Source organism: Allofrancisella guangzhouensis (assembly GCF_000815225.1).
Lineage (GTDB): Bacteria > Pseudomonadota > Gammaproteobacteria > Francisellales > Francisellaceae > Francisella > Francisella guangzhouensis.
On sequence record NZ_CP010427.1, the window covers coordinates 30349 to 50914 of the forward strand.

The window sequence follows — 20566 nt, forward strand, 5'->3', positions numbered from 1 at the left end:
GTTAAAGTAGAAACATTAAGAAGATTTATAATAGAGCTAATCAGCTATAAGGTCATATTCTGTAGACTCTGTGATTTCAACAGTAGTAAACTCTCCTACTTTCAAACCTCTTTCTACAGCATCACCTATAATTACTTGACCATCAACTTCTGGAGCATCATACTTAGTACGGCCAATAGCATAATTTTCGTCTTTATTGATAGAATCTATTATTACTTGCTGTTCTGTACCAACAAACTTTTGCAGCTTATCAGCACTGATCTGAGCTTGTAATCTCATAAACTGATCTAAACGTTGCTGTTTAACTTTTTCGGAAATAAGATTGTCAAAACTATTTGCCTTAGCTCCCTCAACTTCGGAATATTTAAAACATCCCACCCTATCAAGTTGTGCCTTTTCTATAAAGTCTAGCAGATGTTCAAAATCTTTTTCTGTTTCGCCAGGAAACCCAACTATAAATGTACTACGAATAGTTATATCTGGGCAAATATCACGCCATTTGTTTATTCTATCTAAAGTCTTTTGCGTATGAGCAGGACGCTTCATTCTCTTTAAAACTTCAGGTGATGAATGCTGTAAAGGCACATCAAGATAAGGTAGAATTTTTCCTTGAGCCATAAGTGGTACAATTTTATCTACATGAGGATACGGATAAACATAATGAAGCCTTGTCCACATGTCTAACTCACCAAGAGCAGTTGCTAAATCTAAAATATTACTTTGATATTCTTTATCTCTCCAAATACCAGATTTATATTTGATATCAACGCCAAATGCAGAAGTATCTTGAGATATCACAAGTAGCTCTTTAACGCCTGCGTTTTTAAGCTTCTCAGCTTCTTTCATTATATTATCAATAGAACGGCTTTTTAACTTACCACGAATATCTGGGATAATACAAAAAGTACAAGTGTTGTTACACCCTTCTGATATTTTAAGGTAAGAGTAATGCCTAGGAGTTAATTTTATACCTTGTGGCGGTACCAAAGACACAAAATCATTAGCAAAAATAGGAGCATGAGTATGCACAGCTTCGATTAGGTTTTCATAATCTTGTGGACCTGTGATACTTAAAACACTTGGATGTTTTTCTCTGATAAGTTCAGCCTTATTACCTAAACAACCTGTCACGAGAACTTTTCCATTCTCAGCAATTGCTTCACCAATTACTTCTAGAGACTCATCTATAGCTGAATTTAGAAAACCACACGTATTAACTATAACCATATCGGCCATTTCGTAACTATCGACAAGATCGTAGCCTTCTGCTTTTAATTTAGTAATTATTCGTTCTGAATCCACCAAATTTTTAGGACACCCAAGACTTACAAAACCAATTTTTGGAATTTTAATCATAACATTTATGCAAATAAAAAAATTATGAGGGTTATTTTAGATCAATTTGATAGAAAAAAATAGTTGAAGTTTAAATTACATTTGTGTTATCGGCTGAGAAGAGTCTGACTCATCACATTTAACACCAAAATCAAGATCTGTTCTTCTATCTAAATAGTAAGCTTTTTCAGATGCTTTATACATACAAGCATCATTTAACCCACCCGTACAGAACTCATCATAAAATTGAGTTGGCTCAGCAGCTGGTTTTAATTTACCATAACTTACTACACATAGCTGGTTTTGGTTTACATTTCTTGATAACAAGTACTTATATACTGCATCAGCACGCTTTTGACCAAGATTGAAGTTATATTTGTCACTTCCTCTAGGATCAGTGTTACCAGATAATTTAATTGGCTGGTCCGGATGAGCAACTAAATAATCTGCTGTTTTGTCTAAACATACTTTCGCTTCGTCTGTTATATCATAACTATCAAAGCCAAAGTATACTGATCTACAGTTAATCTCCATCAATTCTTTCTTCATTTTTTCTACTTGGTCTGAGCTCATATTTTCAGAGCCAAATATCTGAGAAGACATTTCCAAAGCTTGTGAACTATCAACACCAGCATACTTACCGTTTATAAGGTCACTATTATCTGGCCTAGTGCTAGAACAACTTGCTAAAACTAAAACAGAACTCATTGCAACCAACCCTAAAAGCTTATTTTTTACCATAATTTACTCCTATGATTATATAAATTAATTGTTATCAAAACTTGTAACGTCATAGTTACCACCATCATCTGCTGTACCACTAGGCAATGTTGGACCACTATAAAAATTGCTTAATGCATCACCACCTGCGTCTGTATTTGCCATAGGTTCTGGTCCTTGGTACCAAGCACAACCACTAAGCAGAGCAAACATAAATAATAAAATTACTCGCATATTTTAACCTTAAAAGTTTTTGGGTGACCAGCTTGGAGACTGAATAAGAATTTGCACATCTCCAATACCTTCTACATTAAACTGATTTTCTCCATCTAATGATACCATATCCAAAGAATTATTTCCTTTTGAATTAGTAGCAATATAAGCTATCATATCACCGAATGGTGAAACTGTTGGTGAAGCGTCTGCTTTGCCATTAGTAAGGGTAATAATGTCACCGCTGGCTAAATTAAAGCTAGCTATCTGGGTACCTGTTGCTCTAGATTTTTGATACATAAATACTATGTTTTTACCATCTGGAGTATAGTTAGGTTCATAAGCTTGATATATCTTATTACTTAATACAGAGGATTGTGGATATTTAGAATCAACTGGTGCGATGTACAGATTTGGTCTTGTATCTCTATCTGATGTAAATATTATGCTCTTTCCGTTTGGAGAGAATTTAGGAGCCGTATTTATTCCATTTATAGTCAACTGTTTTAAAGCTTTTGTTGCTAAATTCATGACATATATATTTGTTTGGTCTGAATAACCTTTTGATAACGCTAAAACAATTTTACTATCATCTGGTGAATATGCAGGAGAACTATTTATTCCTTTATAATTAGTTATTCTTGTGACCTCACCAGTTCTAATCTCAAGTTTATAAACCCCCATGCTACCTCCACTGTAACTAGAGTATATTATAAACCTACCATCATTTGACCATGATGGTGTTGCTATTGGATTATCTGTTTGTTTTAATATTGTATGTTTATTATAGCCATCATAATCAGAAATGATAAGCTCATAAACCCTACCGTATCTAGCGTAAGGATTTGTTACTTTAACGTACGCCAGCTTAGTCAAAAAGAATCCTTGTTCTTTAGTAATTTTTTGATACACATAGTTTGAAATCTTATGAGCCAAAGTTCTCATTAAAGAAACATTTATATTACTATAGGTTACAGACTGGATATAACTAGTATTATTTTTCTTAAGGATTTGTACTTCTACAGTATAGTTATTATAAGAATTTTTTGTATATTTAGTAAATACAACGTAATCAACATCAACATTTTTCCAAGGAATTTCATGTTTATCTTTTATTTCATACTTAATACTGGCACTACCTTTTAGTTTGCCATTATGATTAAGATCTGATAACACAACTGAGTTTACATCTTGAGGAAACTGATCTATTACATTATTACTAATCACCGCCATTAGAGGTTTCTGGATTACTCCTGTTGTAACTTTAGCAACCAATTCCGCATATAAATTAAATTGTATAAATACTAAAATAAAAAAACTCGTAATAATTTTCTTCATAACTACTACCTCATAACTTTTGTTTCATTAAAATTCAAATTCAAACCTTACATTTTCTGCTAGTATCGTTTTTCTTGCCACATTATTAGAAATTATTGGTGGCGTAGTGTTCTTAATAGCATCAATCATTGATGTGTCACATCTATAATCACCTGATGTTCCAGTTAGTTTAATAAATTGACCATTTCTAATAATAGCATCTGGTAAACTATCAATACCTCTACATGGATCTTTAATCCAATTTGCACCGATTCTATCTTTATATTCAGAAATATAGCTAACTATTGCTGATTGTGCTTGGTTTTGTTCTATCTGTTTTTTTGCAGCAGCTTCTGCTTTGGCTAATCTTTCTTTACGGGCCTTTAACTCAGCTGCTTTTTTTGCTTCGGCTTCAAGTTTTGCTTTTTTCTCTTGCTCTAACTTATGTCGTTCAGCCTCTGCTTTACGTTTAGCTTCTTCTTTTACCTTTTTTTGAGCTTCGATTTTGGCTTTTTCCTCTTGCTCTACTCTAAGCTTCTCAGCTTCTGCTTTACGTTTAGCTTCTTCTTTAGCTTTTATAATCGCTTGCTCTTTGGCTTTTTTTACACCTTCTTCGATTTGACGTAACTTCTGCTGATGCTGCTCATATGTGTTAACCTGGTTCTCAAGTTCATTACTTGTTATGGAAGTAGCCTGTATAACTTGCATTTGCTTAGAAACTTTAGCAACCTCTGCTTGCAATCTAACAGTAGAGTCAAACTTAAGTAAGCTTATATAAGACAATACATATAGTACAGCCACTATACCTACATGTATAAGTATAGCTTTAACTATAAAAGGGTTTTTATCTATCTGCTTTCTGAAATATCCCAAAAACCCGTTATAATTAAGATTTGCCATCTTCTGTGACCAACCCCACTTTATCAACTCCAGCCTCTTGAATAAGCGCCATAGCTTTTACTACCTGACCATAGTTTGCATTACTATCTCCTCTTACATACACTGGCTTTCCTGGATTTTGTTTAGACAAACTGATTACTACATTAGCAAGCTCTCTAGATTTTAATGGTGCCTTAGGATTACTAACTCCCTGATTAACAAAATATGCTCCTTGATTATTTACAGTTACAACTATTGGTTTACTATCTGTAGAAGGGATTTTTTCTGACTTAGCCTTAGGCAAATCTACTTTAACTCCTTGAGTTAGGATAGGCGTAGTAATCATAAAAATAACTAATAGTACTAACATAACATCAATATATGGAACTACATTGATTTCTATCATTGGTCTTTTTTTTCTAAAAAACTTTTTATCTTTTCTTCTCATAAACAAAAGCCTTTAGTAGCTTTCTTGATTGTGCTGTTGATCTCTAACCAAATCACTATTATGTGCTTCTTTTAATAGTAAAATACACAAATCATCTTGAAATGATTCATAAGTAGATAAAATGTCATCAACTTGATTTGAAAGCCTACTGTGGCCAATAACAGCGGGAATCGCAACAAATAAACCTAGTGCCGTAGCTATTAAAGCTTCAGCAATATGAGGAGCGACTACTGATATAGTAGCCTGCTCAACACCACCTAAAGTATTAAAAGACGACATAATCCCCCAGACTGTTCCAACCAACCCTATATATGGAGCAACAGCACCTATAGTCCCTAAAGCAGGAAGTTTTTTTTCTAGCTCTTTAGCCTCCTGAGATATAGCTATACTTACCGTTCTTTCCATACCTTCCAGGATTGTTTCTCCTTTTAGAATCTTAGTGTCTTTAAGGTTATTATACTCTCTCAAAGCTGAACAAAAAATTATAGATTTTCCAAAAATATTTTCTTTGTGTTGCAAGTAATATTCATATAGTTTTTGTATATGATGACCCGCCCAGAAAAGTTTATCAAACCTAATTTGTTCATGTTTGTATTTTTTCACACGATTGTTAACTTCTAAAATTATAGCCCATGAATAAACAGACATAGCAACCAAAGCCAACATTATTAATTGTACAATAAAATTTGCATGCCATATTAATTGAATCAACGATAACGAATTATCTTGCATAAATTTACCCTAAAAAACTTTATTTATGTTTATACTTTTTACACGTGCTTGAAATATTATACGTAAACTGATACAAATTATAAATACTTTAATGTAGTTATTAAATTATAGTTATTATTAATGGATAATTCTGCTATTATTTTAACTAATACAATAAAGTTTCTGTACCGAAAAATGTTAGCTATAAAAAAATCTAAAAAATCTATTATATTTTGTTTATTCACTTTTATTTTAATCTCATGTTCAAACTCACAAGGCGACTCTTTGGGATATGTTTCACCACCTCCAACTCAAAGGGATATGTATTCAAATGAAGCAGGTCCTTTGCAACAACCGGGTGGCGTAGCTGCTGAAATAGAAAGTGAACAAGGAAATCCTTCAGATGATTCGGATCTTACAATAAGATACTAAGGCTCGGAGTCAATTATTTTTTACCATCCACACTAGAGGGTTCATTAAAATAATCATTTCCAGTTTTTTTCTTATATTTATAATGAGAAATAGGTCCTGATAGTGCATATCCTATCATTATTAAATAGAGAAGTTTTTCAGGCATAGTAAACAACATTAAAATTATAAGTATAAAGCAAATCACATACAGTTTACTAACGTTACCTTTACCGTCACTGTCTTTAAAGCTTCTGAATTTAATATCACTTATCATCATAAAAGCTAGATATAATGCCGTAAAAGCTGTCAATGCCACTGTAATAAAGGTATATTCGCCTACAAACGTTTCTTGCCCCATCCATATAAGTCCAGAAATGGTAACAGCACCAGCAGGGCATGGCATACCATAAAAATATAATCTTTTCTCTACCAAATGCTCTTCTGTAAGCTCTTTTGGTTCTTGCTGGGTATCAAATTTAGCTAGCCTAAGAGCCACAGCTAACAAATATAAAAATGAAATTGCCGCGCCTAAATGACCAATACTATGCAAACTCCAAAAATATATCACTAAAGCAGGAGTAGCTCCAAAAGAAACGACATCAGCCAGACTATCTAATGCTGCTCCGAATGCTGTTTGAGTTTGTGTATAACGTGCAACTCTACCATCAAAAGCATCTGCAAATCCTGACAAAAGCATATAGCCAGCACTTGATATAAATTTACCTTGGAAAGCTGCTATAATTGCTAAAAATGCAAACAATAAACTCGCACTAGTAAATAAACTAGGCAGTATGTACTTTGATTTTTTCATATCAACATTTTCTAATAACCACATAAGTATAACCTCTTATTTCTTCGTCAAATCTGGTCTCAAGAATTTAGCACCATGTAAGTATATATGCCTAATTTCTTTTTGTTTTCTGGTAGTATTATAAGTCAACATTATTCTTATACAAAGACTTAAAGCATCTTTAACTTTCATTTGTTGACAATCTAACAATGGTACATCTACTAAGCCTAACTCTCTTGCAGCTACAGCAGGAAACTCTGAACTTATATCAGCTGTTGTTGTGAAAATTATATTCACTATATTTTCATGTCTTACAGAATTATATTCTAGCATTTTTTCAAGTAACTCTTTAGTTGCAGTTATAACATTCTCTCGAGTGTCTTTAGTGATAGTCGTGGCTCCTCTGATAGATCTTTGCATTACTTATACCTTAGTTAGCTTTTGTTTTAGCAATTTAGGTAATGGAAAATATACCTCCTCTTTTATACCTTCAAAGTCTTCGATATCAACCTCTCCGTCACAAATCTCTGATATTTTAGCAATTATCTCTTGTACTAAGTACTCTGGCGCAGATGCTCCAGCACTTACGCCGCACGTTTTTTTACTATTAAACCACGCTCTGTCTATATCTAAAGGATTATCAACCAAATAAGAATCTACACCCTCTAGTTTAGCAAGTTCTCGCAACCTATTTGAATTTGAGCTATTATGTGAACCAACCACAACCAGTACATCTACGTGCCCTAGCATAGCTTTAATCGCTGCTTGCCTATTTTGAGTAGCATAGCAAATATCCTCTTTTTTAGGACCTTGAATATTAGGAAATTTCCTGTTTAACGCCTCTATAATATTTTTTGTCTCATCTACAGATAAAGTTGTTTGTGTAGCATAATAAAGGTTGTTTGGATCTTTAACCTCTAGTTTAGCAACATCGCCATCATTCTCAACCAAATATATCGCCCCTTTCAAGCTACGGTACTGTCCCATAGTCCCTTGAACCTCTGGATGCCCCTTATGACCAACCAGTATACATTCAGCATCATTATTGCTAGCTAGCCTAACTCCTCTATGAACCTTTGTAACAAGTGGGCAAGTTGCATCATACAATACCAAATTTTTTGTAGCTGCTGCTTGCTCAACCTTAAGTGAGACACCATGAGCGCTGAATATACACACCGCATTATTAGGAACCTCGTCTATCTCTTTGACAAAAATAACGCCTTTTTTCTTAAGGGAATCTACTACAACTTTATTATGCACTACCTCATGTCGCACATATACTGGTGAATTCTCTACTTCTAAAACTTTCTCTACAGTTTCTACCGCCCTACTTACACCAGCACAAAAACCTCGAGGATTAGCTAACAGTATCTTCATTTAGATCTTCCTCATTTTCTGCAACACCGAGTATTTTTGCTTCAAATACTATTATCTGACCAGATAAGGGGTGATTAAAATCTACTGTCACGTCATCCTCACTAATCTCGGTAATCAATCCTGGCAGTTTTGTACCATCTTTCTGGCTAAAGGAAACTATAAGCCCCTCCTCTAACTCTATACTTTTAGGGAACCTAGTCTTTGGGACCGAATAAATACTTGCTGGATGTTTCTCACCAAATGCTTCTTCTGGCATTAAAACTATCCTTTTACTTGTACCTACTTGTGCTCCTAAAAGCTCTTTTTCGACTTTTTCAGTAAAACATCCTTGTCCCATCTTGAATATAAAAGCACGATTATAATTTTCTGTATCTTCAGCTATTGAACCATCTTTAAGCCTAAACTTAAAGTGCATTTTCACAAAACTATCAGCTGTAACTTTCATTATAAAATCGCATCAAAACTTTTTTCAACAAGATACCACATTTACGTAAGTTAGTCATCTTATTACTATAAAAATTGAAGTTTATGCTAAGTAATTTTTTGGTTTACCATATGACTACTTTGTCACGAAATGAACAATCTATTATCCTTCCAGTTTCTGATATTTCGAACTTAGAACGCCAACAAGGGGATCGTCCTTGTAGTAGGGTAAAATCTGAAAAGTCTAATTTCCAAACTTTTATCTTTCTTGCTACAGGAGAATTATTAAATGCCTCTTTAATTCCTGCATCATTTAATGTTCCAGTTATCAGTCTTCCATCTGATAATAACTTTATGTCTGTAACAGGACTATCCTCATAGCTTTTGCTTGCTGCTTTGAAACTGAAAATTTTCTCAAAGCTATTTCCCGGTCCTGATCTCATAATGTCTACAAATCCATCTCCATCCCCTACCACTATTCTTCCATCAGGACATATTAATAATATAGTAGCATTCGTATTATATAGTATATAGGGGGGAACATTTCCAACATTATTTACATCCCATATATTTAATGGCCATACCTTTATAGAGCCAGCCGTGATTCTCTCCATTGGGAAGCCATCCTCACTTCGACGTCGTAAATCCTTGGTGGGTAATGATGCACTCAATAGCCTTCCATCTGACAATAATTTTAACTCTGTAATAATATCACGAAACCGATTTACGCCACCCACTACACGATCAGTGTCCTCACGAGCACAGTTAAAATCTTCCCATATCCATATATTTCCACTTACAGATCCGCTTACTATTCTACCGTCTGGTGATACTAATAGCGCTGTAACCTCATCGCTTATCCTACTTCTCTTCCTGCCAATAGGAATATTATGGTTAGTTAAATCCCATACATTTATAGTTCCATTTTGTGACCCACTTATTATTCTTATGGGTGCACCTGGTAATCCACTTAATGCCTTTCCTTTTGATAATATTTTTAACGCTGTAATCGCACTTTGATCTCTATTATCTCTAAGTCTAACATTGGTGCTATGGTTACTTAAATCCCATATACATATATCTCCATCATCTGAGGCACTTACTATCTTGATAGGAGATCCATCTTCTAGCGGTAATAATTTCAAAATTGTCACTTGCCTAAAATGACCTCTAAGAATGATTCTGTTTTCGAAGTTATTTATATCTGCTATCACTGTTATATCTCCCTTACTTGATCCAAATATAAACCTTTCATCTGGTAACATTAATACTGACGTGACGTACTCATCAGGCTTCATTTTAAAACAAATCGGGTTTTTATAATTTATTGGTAGTGAAAATGGTAAATAAGGTAAAGAAGGTAACTTATCGTAACACTGTTTACATGTTTCTCTAAAAGATTTATAAGTTGAGCTACCTAAGTATTCAAAAATTATAAGTAACACATTTCGTGGTATTTTTTTATTATTAAACTGAAACTGAGAGGGAAATGTCTCTGAGATAAGACTTTTAGTATTAACGTGGCTAAGATTTCGCAAACCCAATTGATAACCGTATAGATAATACAATCGCCTAAGCTCAGTTTTTATTCTGTGATGTATTTTTTCTAATTCACCACTATAATGAAATGTTCCTTTGTGATCTTTCTCTTCCATACGGATTTTACTTAATAAATCCTTTAAAGCAGTTATTTTAGTAATAGCAAGCGTAGGCTTGGTAGATTCACTAAATCTGTTAGAACTTCCCATGTTTGGCGCTATAGAATATAACAGACCTGTTATTTCTCCTTCGATTTCTTTTTTATATTCGTGCTTATAAATTTTCTCCTTTTCTAACACCTCAGACTTCTTAAAAAGCTTTTTTAGTCCACTCGGGTCTGCTGGCTCATATGTGATTAACACGTTTAAAAGGTTTGACAGAGTATTATACCAATAGATATCAAATTCATAGTCAGTCATATTGCTTTACTCAGATTATATTTAAAATTATTTATAATTTTACTTATATCTCTTATTTATGCAACTAGTTGTGACTAGCTAAATAGCCCTGGTTTTATTCGCTAATTTGTATTCTCGATGTTTATTTTGATCCCAAAATGCTCTTCTGACAAGCTTAATTTGACGGTCCCTACAATGTAATGGTGTCACATCATTTGACAATAATAACTTCTTTCTCTACCCTTAACATAGATTTACGCGCCTTTATTCAGAAAGGTAGTAACTGTAAAAAGGGGAATGTAATGGATAAATATGTAGAACAGCATTTAGAAAAACACGAAATTTTAGAATATAACGCAAAAGTTAGCAATTGGCTTTTTGTTATTCCAGGGATTATGGCTTTATTTTTCATTTTAGTAGGCACAGCAAATCCAAGAACAGCAGGGATAATGTATTTTATAGCCCTTTGCTATATCTTATACCCTTATATTATTAAAACATCAACTGAGCTTGCCATAACTAATGAAAGAATTCTAGGAAGGTCTGGTTTTCTACACGCTAAATTTTTAATGTTAGATTTTGGTAAAATTAAAAATGTAAAACTAACTCAAAGCTTTTTTGGCAGGCTTTTAAACTATGGAAACATTACTATTTATGACTCAAATTTCACTAAGTATAGGTTTAGATTTATTTCTAACCCAATAGCACTTAAGGCTTTTATAAGTGAGAAAAATATAATTAAGAATTTTACCTGTAATATTTAAACCGAGTTTATGACATACTAACTCAACAATTTTTATAAACACTATTTTCAAATGAAAGTTTATAGTAGAATTATTAGTCAAGAAATAATTTTAAGTTTTGTCATTATGAAAAAGTATTTATATATCTTATCCATAGCATTTTTCACCACGTCTCTAGTGAGCTGTGCCTCCATGGATAAAGACCAAAAGCCCGTATCTTATCCTACTCTTGATCCATGTACGCCAGGGTTGCTTCAATCTCAAAAATCTTTCATATGCCTAAAAAAATTTAAAGGTCTTGACTTCGTAGAGACGAATATTAAATTTAGTGCAGATAGCTTTACGTTAGATGATCAAGCTAAAGAAGTTCTTGATAAATTGTACGCATATCTAAAATTAACTGGTAATACTAATTTTGTAATCAAAGGATACGCCGGAAAAATCGAATCTAAACTAATAAAACACAATGACTTATTAACAAAGCATGATCTCCGACTTTCTAGAGATAGAGCTACTAGTGTCAGAGAATACTTAATAAACAAAGGTATAAAACCTGATGGTATGGAGATTCAAGCTTTAGGATACCAAGATCCAATAGCCCCTAATGATTCTAATGCTAATAGAGGAATTAATCAAAGGGTAGAAATAACCCTCAAGAGTAAACTTGTAGACCAAATTGACAATATTAATGACCGCGTCAAACCCGTAAAAATTAGTGATTATACAAAATTTTTCGCAAACATTTATCTGCTTAACGATGACCAAATAGATGAAATGGCTAAGATATATGATAGCCGTGAAAAAAGACCTGCCTTTGGTATTAACTTCAAAATCTTTGCAAATAAACAATACCCTGCTAAAGAAGATAATAAGAGCTTTAGTATTATCTCTGAGCCAAAACCTATAAATACGCACAACCCTGATAAAAAAGTGTATAAAATAGGGTCAGCTCAGTATAACTATACATACAAGGGTATAACTGCCCTTACTATTACTGATCTTAAACAGGAAGCATCTGTAGGAGATTATGTAATTCCAAACGATATAGTATCTTCTAGCCCACTACCAACTGAAAGCTTCAGAATGGATAGCAAAGTAACTGCTAATGTAATGCAAGATGTCATGAATACTGGCACATTCTCATTTAGCTACAATAGTATTTTAATCAATAAAGGAGCCTCTGATGGCCTAAAACTTGGTGCCGAGATGATACTTTATGAACCTGAATCAAGAGCCGATGGCTACCCTGTGCCTCCAAAATACATAGGCCATGGTTTTGTATATCGTCAATCCGATCATTATGCTCTTATTTTAATAGTCAACTCTCTCCAAGAAATAACAAAAAGCTCTATGGCTACTACAATCCTATAATGAAAATTTTAACAAAAAACTGCCTTATTTTGGCAACATCTCCTTATTTTGGCAATAGCCGTTTTAATGCAGCTATTAATAACAATATTGACTTAGATGATTTGATAAATAACCCTTTACACTATCAAAAACAATTATCTATACGTAAAGAAACTTTAGACTACTTAGTAGAAAAAAGATACTTAACATACTTAGAAGAAGTTAATAAATGGCTAAGCAGTCCACAACATTCTCTAATAACATATCTAGATAAAAAATATCCCTTTGAATTAAAGCAAATCCCTAATCCACCTATAGTGTTATACTGTTTGGGTAATACTGATTTACTTGATACTTACCAGCTAGCTATTGTTGGAGCTCGTAACCACACTAGTTATGGAAAAAACGTTACAGAAAAAATTATTAGAGAACTAGCTTGTTACAATATAACTATAACTAGTGGATTAGCCTATGGGATTGATACATTGGCACACCGGTATGCTTTGGAAAATGATCTTAAAACTATAGCTGTCATAGGTACAGGTATTGATATTATTTATCCTAGATCTAATATCACTTTACATCAAAATATCCTATCTAATCAAGGTCTTATTATTTCTGAATTTAGTCTTGGTACAGAACCTCTAAGACATAATTTCCCCCAAAGAAATAGGATAATCAGCGCTTTATCTAAAGGCGTTTTGGTAATTGAAGCAGCACAAAAAAGTGGTTCTTTAATTACTGCTGAATTAGCGCTTGAACAAAATAAAGAAATATTTGCAATCCCTGGAAACATTTTTAATGCATCAAGCAACGGCTGTAATGAGCTAATAAAACAAGGTGCAAAGTTAGTTAACAATGCCTCTGATATACTGGAAGAATTAAATATCAATGATAACTTCGAAATTAGCAATACTTCCGAGAGCGCCATAGAAATTAGTGATGAGCAAAAAGCAGTCCTTAATAGTATAAATAATTGTCTAACTACTATTGATCAGATCATTAACAATACTTGTCTACCATACCATAAAATTAGCGAAATTCTATTTGAACTAGAAATGAAATCATTTGTTGAGACAGTACCTGGTGGATACACTAGAAGACAACTGTCTTAGCCTTGCTCTTTGATTGTTTGAATTAGGGTTTGTACATCATTAGCATCACCTGGTAATTCGGCCTTCGCATCACGAAGCTGAATGTCTACATCTTTAGACTCATCAGTATCATTTACCTTAGTATCACCATCTAGATTAGCTAGATCAATAACCTTGCTATCATCAGAGTAGCTCTGATCAAAAGCTTCATCAACCTGAGAAGCTTCGTTTATTTTAGCTAACTTACTCTTAAGCATCATAGGTGGCTCTACAGATTTGTTTATAGAGACATTTCCACTTGATGCCATCTGTGACTCTACATCATCACCTTCATATCCTAAAACACCAAGTATGGCTTTATCTGTCTCTAAAGCATCACTATCTGCTCTTAATTCTTGATTAAGAATCTTTGCCATACCATAATCATAATTTTGTAAATAAGCATTACGCATAGCTATATATGGATCTATCGAAACTTCTTTTAAATTAGAGTATGCTGGCAAATAAGCTACTCCCTGGTTGATTTGATATGTTCCATATACACCCCAACTTACTATATACGAAGCTGCTGGTCCAATTGGAGCAAAGAAAAATACATATGTAAGAGGATTAAACAAAGCATCCACACCGTTTGCTACATCTTCTAAAGTGCCTGGACCTAAAAGTGGCCAAACAACATATGGAGATGCTTCATTATCATCATATACACCCCATTTATGTAAAGTTACAGCAAAGCTCTGGTGATACCTCATTTGTTTACCGAACCAATCATCTGCTACATCAAAAAAGCCTAAAATTCCAAAAGTTGTATTTGTTAAAAACCTAACACTATCATCACCAGCATAGCTTAATTGCCCTTGAAACATATCATTGACTACTCTTGCAGGCTCCAGAAGGTTCTGAAACATATTAAAAATTCCCGTCTGTACAGAATCTGGCATCACATAATCATAGCCTTTGGCTACCGGGGTGAGAGCGTCATAGGCTTTATCATTAAAAGAATACATACTTCTGTTATAATTTTCAAAAGGATCTCGCTTATCCTTTGTAGTTTTCATATTAGAACAACTACTAACCGTTATTCCAACTGTTGAAAATAATAGTATAGACTTTATCAACTTCATTAAGCTTATCTCTTTTTATAGTTAGCAAAAATACAACCTAGCAATTATAGTAAATTAAGCCCCAAAACTCTAATAAAAATTTTCTTAATAGCTGATCTTTGATATTATTGACACAACTATCTACAAAAAAATCTATGGTTTTAGCGATAATGAATAACTTAGATAACAATGAAGTGGACAAATTTTCACGCTTAGCAAACGGTTGGTGGAATCCAAATGGCAAGCTAAAAACCTTACATCAAGTTAATCCAGTACGGTTAGAATTCATAAAACAATATTCTACTCTTTGTAATAAAAAAATTATCGATATAGGTTGCGGTGGTGGTATCCTCACAGAATCACTAGTCACAACAAACAATAAAGTTTATGGTCTAGATGCCTCAATTGAAGCCATAAATATCGCCAAAGAGCATGCTAAAAGTAGCAAAGTGAATATAAGTTATACAAATTCAACTATAGAGGAATTTGTTAAAACTACAGATGATCAATTTGATATTATAACATGTATGGAGATGTTAGAGCACGTCCCAGATCCTGAAAGTGTAATAGTTTCAATATCTAAACTTACTAAACAAGGAGGCTTATTTTTTGCCTCAACGTTGAATAGAAACCTAAAATCATATCTACTCTCGATAGTAGCAGCTGAATATATTTTAAAAATGGTTCCTAAAGGCACTCACCAATACAGTAAATTTATAAAGCCATATGAACTAACAAAAGTAGCGGAAAAATATGGTTTTAAACCTTTAGAAATAACTGGTATTCACTATAATCCTATTACTGATTCCTTTAAATCAGGTAAGAATGCTGATGTTAACTATATAGTAGCTTTTGAAAAGGTGTAAAAAATGCAATATAACTATTTTCATTATCCAGCTGATAAGTTACCTAGTTATGGAAGTGTGGCGTATTTTGCTTATCGTAAATTTAGTGATAGTAAAAAAGAAATATTATACCTGCTCGATCAAGTAAAATCACAAATTATATCTTGTACTGAGCTATATAATAATATCGAAGTCGCTAATCAGAAAATGAACTGGTGGATAAAAGAAATAAATAATCTAAAAGATTATAAAAATATGTCCTCGCCACAGCTAAAAAAACTAGCAGAAACCTTTGATAAAAATATTTTGTATAAAAACCTCATAACCGATATACATTACTCAATAGAAAACAGCAGTAACACGGAGAGGAATTTTCCTATGCATGTCTACAAAAACTTCTTAGGAATAGAAACCCTAAAAGCTCTCTTTTTAAACGATTTTAGAGATATAAATTATGATAATATAAAACAAATAAATGCTAATAATGAAGTAATTAGACATATTTTTTGTATACCTAAACATTTTTATAATCACATAATTTTTGATAAAAAAATAACTTCGAATATATCAAAATCAGAATTTGAAGAAATCGCTTCAAAATGGTTAAAAAATTACAAACCAACTAAATTAGATAAAAGATATAAGCCTCTAGAAAAAATAAATAAAATTCACTATAAAATGCTTAAAAAATACCTCAAAAAAGTTGATAATCCTTTTAATGAAGCTATAGCTTTTAGTCCTTTGACTTTGTTGTTTTATTCGATTTAAAAGTAACTTATCTATATAACTCCTAAGGAAAATATCATTTTGTAAACTTCTAAATGCTGTTTTTTTAGGGGCCTTACCTTAACTAGACCTCTTGCATAACCAATCTAGAGCTCGAAATTATAAATTCCAGCAATCAAATTAAACCTCAAACCAAATCTTTTTCTTCTGTTTCTATAACGATCGGCAATAATTTTAAATCGCTTAACCATGCCGATGACATTTTCATTCACCACTCTTTGACTAGCAAGTTTTTGGTTTTTCTTTTTATCCTCTTTTGTCAAAGGATTTTTCTTAGTCTTCTTCTTTGGTAACTGAGATTTGCTATGCAACTTTTGTATGCCTTGATATCCAGTATCAGTAATGGCTTTTATATCAGCATGTATTTTGGTTTTGGATTCTTTAAACAGCCTAAAATCATGACGCTTGCCATTTGAAAACGCTGTGCATATCACTGCTTTAGTTTTCTTATCAACTACAACCTGAGTCTTTAAAGTATGCCTTCTCTTCTTGCCAGAGTAAAACTGCTTTTGTTTGTTGTTGCGGTTCCTTAATACGCTTCTTATTCTTTACTCTTTTTTTGGGCGCTGGCAAGGTGTTTCAGTCGCATCTATCAGTACAACCTCATAGTCAACGTCACTTTTTAATAATGCCTTACGTCTAGGCAATGAGAATTGCCCATCTTTAATCAGAGTATCTTCAACCCAACGTATATTACGATAACAAGCACTTTCACTTAGACCATAGCTGCGTGAAATATGGAAATATGTTCTATATTCGCGTAAGTATTCCAGCGCCATAAGCAGCATATCTTCTATAGACAATTTATTCGGCTTACCTCCTTGTGCTTTTAATTGGACTTGCGCTTCTTTTAATATCTTTGTCATGACAGTAAAAGTAGTGCGTTTAACACCTGTAAGTCTACGGAATCCTTCTGGTGATTCATCTTTAATCTGCTCAAATTTCATCAACATCATTACAATAAAAAGTTTAACCAATTCAGCAGGTTATGCAAGAGGTCTAATAAAAAATGTTAAAAACCAGCAAAATAAAAGACAAATTCGAAAGAATAAGAAAATTGCACTTAGGGCTTGATGACTACTATTTTATTTCATCAAAAATTAATAAAATGGAATAATTTTAGTTGGTACAGATAATCTTCAGAAATATTTGAAATTTAGATTTATAAAAAAAACATTCATAACTCTAAACCACTAGTCTGCTATACAGCCAGCTGCTGTAATGTTATATACAGTAGAAAAGGCACTATATTCATAATTATTCCTTATGCTGAAACTTTCTTCCCATTGCTCATCATTTGCGTCAAAACTTACACTTCGATTCGATCCCCATCCACTATAAATTTGTGATCCAGGAGCAAGTTCAACCATTTGTCGAGTAACATGATAACCAGTTTCACAAGTAAATCTTAACTTACCATCCTCTGCTGTAACTGTTGCTACACCACCTTTATTACCACTATAATTACCAAATGCTGTTGCTATTTCATCTGCTGTTTTTGTCGATCCTGTTGGAATTTCATATAAAACTGAAGTTAGATGAGCCAGGTCGACAGTTGTATTTTCACTAATTTGTTGAGTCCTACCATCTTTATAAGTTACAGTACCTATAACACTTATTTGATGAGAACCACCTTCGTCAAATACATAACCTGTAGGATTAGCTATATCTGAGCATACATCATTCTCACATGCTGCTAAGCCAGCATCTGACATTTGCTGTGCTGTAGCATAATCACCACCTGATATACTCCATGTTATATCAAATTGTGTTCCTTCAGCATCTCCTACAGGCTCTGATTTTAGCACTTGGTCAACTTTTTTACCTAGCATATTTGTATATCTAAATAGGTCAACATTATCTAATTCTATACTACATGTTTGATCATTACAGTCTGTAACTATCTGATACTCAATCACCTCTTCTTGAGTACAGCTACTTAAAAATAATGCTGATGACAATACTAAACAACCATTTAACAATATTTTTTTCATAACCAACCTCTATAATTTTTTATATTTAATTTAATTATAAAATTATAAAAATAAAACAAAATATATCAATAATAATAAAATTTGTCAACTTATGATTTTTTTGAGTTTGTTTTTTTGTTTTAATAATTTTTAACAATAATTAATTGAGATAAAAAGTAATTAAAATTTATAGAATAAATGATTTATATTATTTTAAAACAATAAAAGCTTCTTATGATTCATAGAATATAGTGTGCCGGCTAATATATTAAGTTTAGCTATTGCTTACATAGCAATTAACCCCCCACGCATATGTTTCACCACCCAAATCGAATCCATTATATGCCGCTTCACCAAGTACAGAAACGCTTGAAAGAGAGGCATTATTCGAGATATACAACACTGAACTATAGGCAGTTGGGGTGCGTACTGGTTGTAACCCCCGATTGCCCTCTGTAAATGATCCTGTCGCTAAAGTTGCAGCAACTCCAGCTATTTCATAACCACTTTTACACATAAAAATTAAGTTATCACCGCTAGCTGCGATACTAGCCACACCGCCTGGTAATCCTACTGTACTGTTATAATAATTAGCAACAGCTTGTGCTGTGGTTCCTGTAGTAGAGTCAACAATATATATAGCTTGTGTATATGCTGGCGCTGAACCTGTATCAATAGTAATAGCAACAGTTACAGGAGTAATAGTTGCTGATGGTGGAGTTGCTGTTAATGATACAGTATATACTGTATCATAACTACCAAAGGTAACTTGTGTCTGTGATGTTGCGACGTCTGTAAATATAGCACTTGGGTTTGAGCCCCACTTTAACGTCCATTCATCAGTTATACCTGTATTCTGTAAAGTTGCTGTTAAGTTATAGACCAAGCTGTCACCAACAACTGATGATCCTTGTATAACTGGTGCTATAGCTGATGCTGTTGTCAGAGCTGTTATAGCTTGCCTTGTTTGACCATCTTTAGTAGCTATATATTCAACAGTATAGACTGTTGAAGTTAAAGGGAATGCATATGCCAACGTATTAGTAGCCTCTCCTGATACAATATTTCCATCTACCAACCATTGCTTAGTCCAACTGTCATCTATAACTGTGCCTGTAGTATTCGCTACTATCGTCCACTTTAGTGGGTTACTACCTGTTTGTTGGCTTGATAACACTGGCTGGCCAGCTTTACCTGTTGTTATATTCTCTATCGCTGTAGCTACTACCGTACCATCTACAGATACTTCCAAAGTTACTGTATACTCAACTCCTTCTTCTGGAAACAAATATTCTACTTCTTGTCCCGTTCCTACTTGAGTACCATTCACCTTCCATGCAAAAGTAGCATTACCGGGTATTCCTGTATCTTCAATATCTACCGTAAATCTATAATATAACCCAGTCATTACTTCAGAAATTATTCTTGGGTCACCCATTTCCACAGTGAAACTTTTTCCTAAGTTTATCTCTTGTGTTGCACCATCTGAATTGACCACCGTTCCTGACACACTTATTTCTTTTGGTCCCAAAGAATCAAACACATATCCTGTTGGGTTAGTTGTATCTGTACACACTTGGTCAGCACACTGTGTTAGATTATGATTAGAAAGCTGTGTATTCGTAGCGTATTGCCCACCATTTATAACCCACACTATATCATCTGCTAAACCCTGTACTGGCTCTTCTTTTACTATATGGTCTACAGTTTTACCCAGTAAATTTGTATATCTAATTAGATTAATATTATCTACCGCAATACTACACACAACTCCGCTACAATCTGTAACTATACCGTACCTACTTACATCTTCTGACGAGCCACAGCCACCTAAAAATAGTGTTAATGAGAACATTATGCTGTAATTTAAAAATACTTTTTTCATAATATTTCTCCGAAAATTTATAACGTTTGGTATAATTTTAAAAAATTTAAATCAAATAAAATTATATAATTATTATTAATTACTGTAAATATAAAACGAAATATTATTGGGTAATTCATTATTTTTTATATAAAATTAAATCTTTAAAATATTTATTTTAAATATATAAAATATAAACCAGTGATGAACCACTATTTTTTCTATTGATAAATACAGATAAAGAAAA

General features: G+C 33.1%; 21 protein-coding genes and 1 pseudogene. 6 read left to right on the top strand and 16 right to left on the bottom strand.

Going from position 1 to position 20566, the window contains the following annotated elements:
• Positions 1–36 precede the first annotated feature (36 nt).
• The 7 genes from rimO to tolQ all read right to left on the bottom strand — a co-directional run bounded on the left by rimO (position 37) and on the right by tolQ (position 5644).
• Positions 37–1356, bottom strand: a complete 1320-nt coding sequence (gene rimO, locus SD28_RS00175) for a 30S ribosomal protein S12 methylthiotransferase RimO (protein ID WP_039122918.1) — start codon at positions 1354–1356, stop codon at positions 37–39.
• Positions 1357–1431: 75 nt separating this feature from the next.
• Positions 1432–2076, bottom strand: coding sequence for an OmpA family protein (locus SD28_RS00180; protein WP_039122920.1), 645 nt, complete (start codon positions 2074–2076; stop codon positions 1432–1434).
• A gap of 24 nt (positions 2077–2100) precedes the next feature.
• The gene (locus SD28_RS00185) at positions 2101–2289 is read right to left on the bottom strand and encodes a hypothetical protein (protein WP_039122922.1); all 189 of its coding nucleotides are present in this window, start codon (positions 2287–2289) and stop codon (positions 2101–2103) included.
• A gap of 9 nt (positions 2290–2298) precedes the next feature.
• Complete coding sequence (locus tag SD28_RS00190) at positions 2299–3606, bottom strand: PD40 domain-containing protein (RefSeq protein ID WP_039122923.1); 1308 nt, start codon at positions 3604–3606, stop codon at positions 2299–2301.
• A 27-nt stretch (positions 3607–3633) separates the two neighbouring features.
• Entirely contained in the window at positions 3634–4485 is an 852-nt protein-coding gene (gene tolA, locus SD28_RS00195; protein WP_039122924.1) for a cell envelope integrity protein TolA, read from the bottom strand.
• On the bottom strand, positions 4472–4912 hold the full coding sequence (tolR, locus tag SD28_RS00200; protein ID WP_039122925.1) for a protein TolR: 441 nt from the start codon (positions 4910–4912) through the stop codon (positions 4472–4474). Before tolR ends, tolA begins: the two co-directional genes overlap by 14 nt.
• 12 nt (positions 4913–4924) lie before the next feature.
• Complete coding sequence (gene tolQ, locus SD28_RS00205) at positions 4925–5644, bottom strand: protein TolQ (RefSeq protein ID WP_039122927.1); 720 nt, start codon at positions 5642–5644, stop codon at positions 4925–4927.
• 120 nt (positions 5645–5764) lie between these two features.
• Here tolQ and SD28_RS00210 point away from each other — a divergent pair, with 120 nt between their 5' ends.
• A complete protein-coding gene (locus SD28_RS00210) occupies positions 5765–6055 on the top strand; it encodes a hypothetical protein (protein ID WP_234393971.1) in 291 nt (96 codons plus the stop codon).
• A 13-nt stretch (positions 6056–6068) separates the two neighbouring features.
• Here the strand turns inward: SD28_RS00210 and SD28_RS00215 are convergent, their stop codons facing one another.
• The 5 genes from SD28_RS00215 to SD28_RS00235 form a co-directional block, all read right to left on the bottom strand.
• Complete coding sequence (locus SD28_RS00215) at positions 6069–6869, bottom strand: CDP-alcohol phosphatidyltransferase family protein (RefSeq protein ID WP_039122929.1); 801 nt, start codon at positions 6867–6869, stop codon at positions 6069–6071.
• A 12-nt stretch (positions 6870–6881) separates the two neighbouring features.
• Positions 6882–7244, bottom strand: coding sequence for a chorismate mutase (aroH, locus tag SD28_RS00220; RefSeq protein ID WP_039122931.1), 363 nt, complete (start codon positions 7242–7244; stop codon positions 6882–6884).
• A gap of 3 nt (positions 7245–7247) precedes the next feature.
• A complete protein-coding gene (gene ispH / locus SD28_RS00225) occupies positions 7248–8201 on the bottom strand; it encodes a 4-hydroxy-3-methylbut-2-enyl diphosphate reductase (protein ID WP_039122932.1) in 954 nt (317 codons plus the stop codon).
• Positions 8182–8646 (bottom strand): FKBP-type peptidyl-prolyl cis-trans isomerase, encoded by a 465-nt coding sequence (gene fkpB / locus SD28_RS00230; RefSeq protein ID WP_039122934.1) that lies wholly within the window; start codon positions 8644–8646, stop codon positions 8182–8184. Before fkpB ends, ispH begins: the two co-directional genes overlap by 20 nt.
• 103 nt (positions 8647–8749) lie before the next feature.
• Complete coding sequence (locus SD28_RS00235; protein ID WP_039122936.1) at positions 8750–10582, bottom strand: WD40 repeat domain-containing protein; 1833 nt, start codon at positions 10580–10582, stop codon at positions 8750–8752.
• 281 nt (positions 10583–10863) lie between these two features.
• Between SD28_RS00235 and SD28_RS00240 the strand changes: the two genes are divergently transcribed.
• From SD28_RS00240 to dprA, 3 genes are all read left to right on the top strand, one after another.
• Entirely contained in the window at positions 10864–11325 is a 462-nt protein-coding gene (locus SD28_RS00240) for a PH domain-containing protein (protein ID WP_039122939.1), read from the top strand.
• 105 nt (positions 11326–11430) lie between these two features.
• A complete protein-coding gene (locus tag SD28_RS00245) occupies positions 11431–12675 on the top strand; it encodes an OmpA family protein (RefSeq protein ID WP_039122941.1) in 1245 nt (414 codons plus the stop codon).
• Complete coding sequence (gene dprA / locus SD28_RS00250) at positions 12675–13769, top strand: DNA-processing protein DprA (protein WP_039122943.1); 1095 nt, start codon at positions 12675–12677, stop codon at positions 13767–13769. The genes SD28_RS00245 and dprA overlap by 1 nt, the downstream gene beginning before the upstream one ends.
• Here the strand turns inward: dprA and SD28_RS00255 are convergent.
• Positions 13766–14872: an MlaA family lipoprotein gene (locus SD28_RS00255; RefSeq protein WP_039122945.1), complete on the bottom strand. Its 1107-nt coding sequence runs from the start codon at positions 14870–14872 to the stop codon at positions 13766–13768. The genes dprA and SD28_RS00255 overlap by 4 nt on opposite strands.
• Positions 14873–15021: 149 nt before the next feature.
• Between SD28_RS00255 and ubiG the strand changes: the two genes are divergently transcribed.
• Together ubiG and SD28_RS00265 are read left to right on the top strand one after the other, a co-directional pair.
• On the top strand, positions 15022–15717 hold the full coding sequence (gene ubiG / locus SD28_RS00260; RefSeq protein WP_039122947.1) for a bifunctional 2-polyprenyl-6-hydroxyphenol methylase/3-demethylubiquinol 3-O-methyltransferase UbiG: 696 nt from the start codon (positions 15022–15024) through the stop codon (positions 15715–15717).
• Positions 15718–15720: 3 nt separating this feature from the next.
• A complete protein-coding gene (locus SD28_RS00265; RefSeq protein WP_039122949.1) occupies positions 15721–16464 on the top strand; it encodes a hypothetical protein in 744 nt (247 codons plus the stop codon).
• A gap of 104 nt (positions 16465–16568) precedes the next feature.
• On the opposite strand, the pseudogene SD28_RS07900 reads toward SD28_RS00265, so the two are convergent.
• The 3 genes and pseudogenes from SD28_RS07900 to SD28_RS00285 form a co-directional block, all read right to left on the bottom strand.
• Positions 16569–17429, bottom strand: a pseudogene (locus tag SD28_RS07900) (IS5 family transposase).
• A gap of 246 nt (positions 17430–17675) precedes the next feature.
• On the bottom strand, positions 17676–18476 hold the full coding sequence (locus SD28_RS00280; RefSeq protein WP_039122954.1) for a DUF3281 family protein: 801 nt from the start codon (positions 18474–18476) through the stop codon (positions 17676–17678).
• A gap of 253 nt (positions 18477–18729) precedes the next feature.
• Positions 18730–20340, bottom strand: a complete 1611-nt coding sequence (locus SD28_RS00285; protein WP_039122955.1) for a DUF3281 family protein — start codon at positions 20338–20340, stop codon at positions 18730–18732.
• Positions 20341–20566 lie beyond the last annotated feature (226 nt).

What these genes read in the sequence shown, in the direction of transcription:
- rimO (WP_039122918.1), bottom strand. Translation starts at nt 1,356, where the DNA reads ATGATTAAAATTCCAAAAATTGGTTTTGTAAGTCTTGGGTGTCCTAAA.
- SD28_RS00180 (WP_039122920.1), bottom strand. Translation starts at nt 2,076, where the DNA reads ATGGTAAAAAATAAGCTTTTAGGGTTGGTTGCAATGAGTTCTGTTTTA.
- SD28_RS00185 (WP_039122922.1), bottom strand. Translation starts at nt 2,289, where the DNA reads ATGCGAGTAATTTTATTATTTATGTTTGCTCTGCTTAGTGGTTGTGCT.
- SD28_RS00190 (WP_039122923.1), bottom strand. Translation starts at nt 3,606, where the DNA reads ATGAAGAAAATTATTACGAGTTTTTTTATTTTAGTATTTATACAATTT.
- tolA (WP_039122924.1), bottom strand. Translation starts at nt 4,485, where the DNA reads ATGGCAAATCTTAATTATAACGGGTTTTTGGGATATTTCAGAAAGCAG.
- tolR (WP_039122925.1), bottom strand. Translation starts at nt 4,912, where the DNA reads ATGAGAAGAAAAGATAAAAAGTTTTTTAGAAAAAAAAGACCAATGATA.
- tolQ (WP_039122927.1), bottom strand. Translation starts at nt 5,644, where the DNA reads ATGCAAGATAATTCGTTATCGTTGATTCAATTAATATGGCATGCAAAT.
- SD28_RS00210 (WP_234393971.1), top strand. Translation starts at nt 5,765, where the DNA reads ATGGATAATTCTGCTATTATTTTAACTAATACAATAAAGTTTCTGTAC.
- SD28_RS00215 (WP_039122929.1), bottom strand. Translation starts at nt 6,869, where the DNA reads ATGTGGTTATTAGAAAATGTTGATATGAAAAAATCAAAGTACATACTG.
- aroH (WP_039122931.1), bottom strand. Translation starts at nt 7,244, where the DNA reads ATGCAAAGATCTATCAGAGGAGCCACGACTATCACTAAAGACACTCGA.
- ispH (WP_039122932.1), bottom strand. Translation starts at nt 8,201, where the DNA reads ATGAAGATACTGTTAGCTAATCCTCGAGGTTTTTGTGCTGGTGTAAGT.
- fkpB (WP_039122934.1), bottom strand. Translation starts at nt 8,646, where the DNA reads ATGAAAGTTACAGCTGATAGTTTTGTGAAAATGCACTTTAAGTTTAGG.
- SD28_RS00235 (WP_039122936.1), bottom strand. Translation starts at nt 10,582, where the DNA reads ATGACTGACTATGAATTTGATATCTATTGGTATAATACTCTGTCAAAC.
- SD28_RS00240 (WP_039122939.1), top strand. Translation starts at nt 10,864, where the DNA reads ATGGATAAATATGTAGAACAGCATTTAGAAAAACACGAAATTTTAGAA.
- SD28_RS00245 (WP_039122941.1), top strand. Translation starts at nt 11,431, where the DNA reads ATGAAAAAGTATTTATATATCTTATCCATAGCATTTTTCACCACGTCT.
- dprA (WP_039122943.1), top strand. Translation starts at nt 12,675, where the DNA reads ATGAAAATTTTAACAAAAAACTGCCTTATTTTGGCAACATCTCCTTAT.
- SD28_RS00255 (WP_039122945.1), bottom strand. Translation starts at nt 14,872, where the DNA reads ATGAAGTTGATAAAGTCTATACTATTATTTTCAACAGTTGGAATAACG.
- ubiG (WP_039122947.1), top strand. Translation starts at nt 15,022, where the DNA reads ATGAATAACTTAGATAACAATGAAGTGGACAAATTTTCACGCTTAGCA.
- SD28_RS00265 (WP_039122949.1), top strand. Translation starts at nt 15,721, where the DNA reads ATGCAATATAACTATTTTCATTATCCAGCTGATAAGTTACCTAGTTAT.
- SD28_RS00280 (WP_039122954.1), bottom strand. Translation starts at nt 18,476, where the DNA reads ATGAAAAAAATATTGTTAAATGGTTGTTTAGTATTGTCATCAGCATTA.
- SD28_RS00285 (WP_039122955.1), bottom strand. Translation starts at nt 20,340, where the DNA reads ATGAAAAAAGTATTTTTAAATTACAGCATAATGTTCTCATTAACACTA.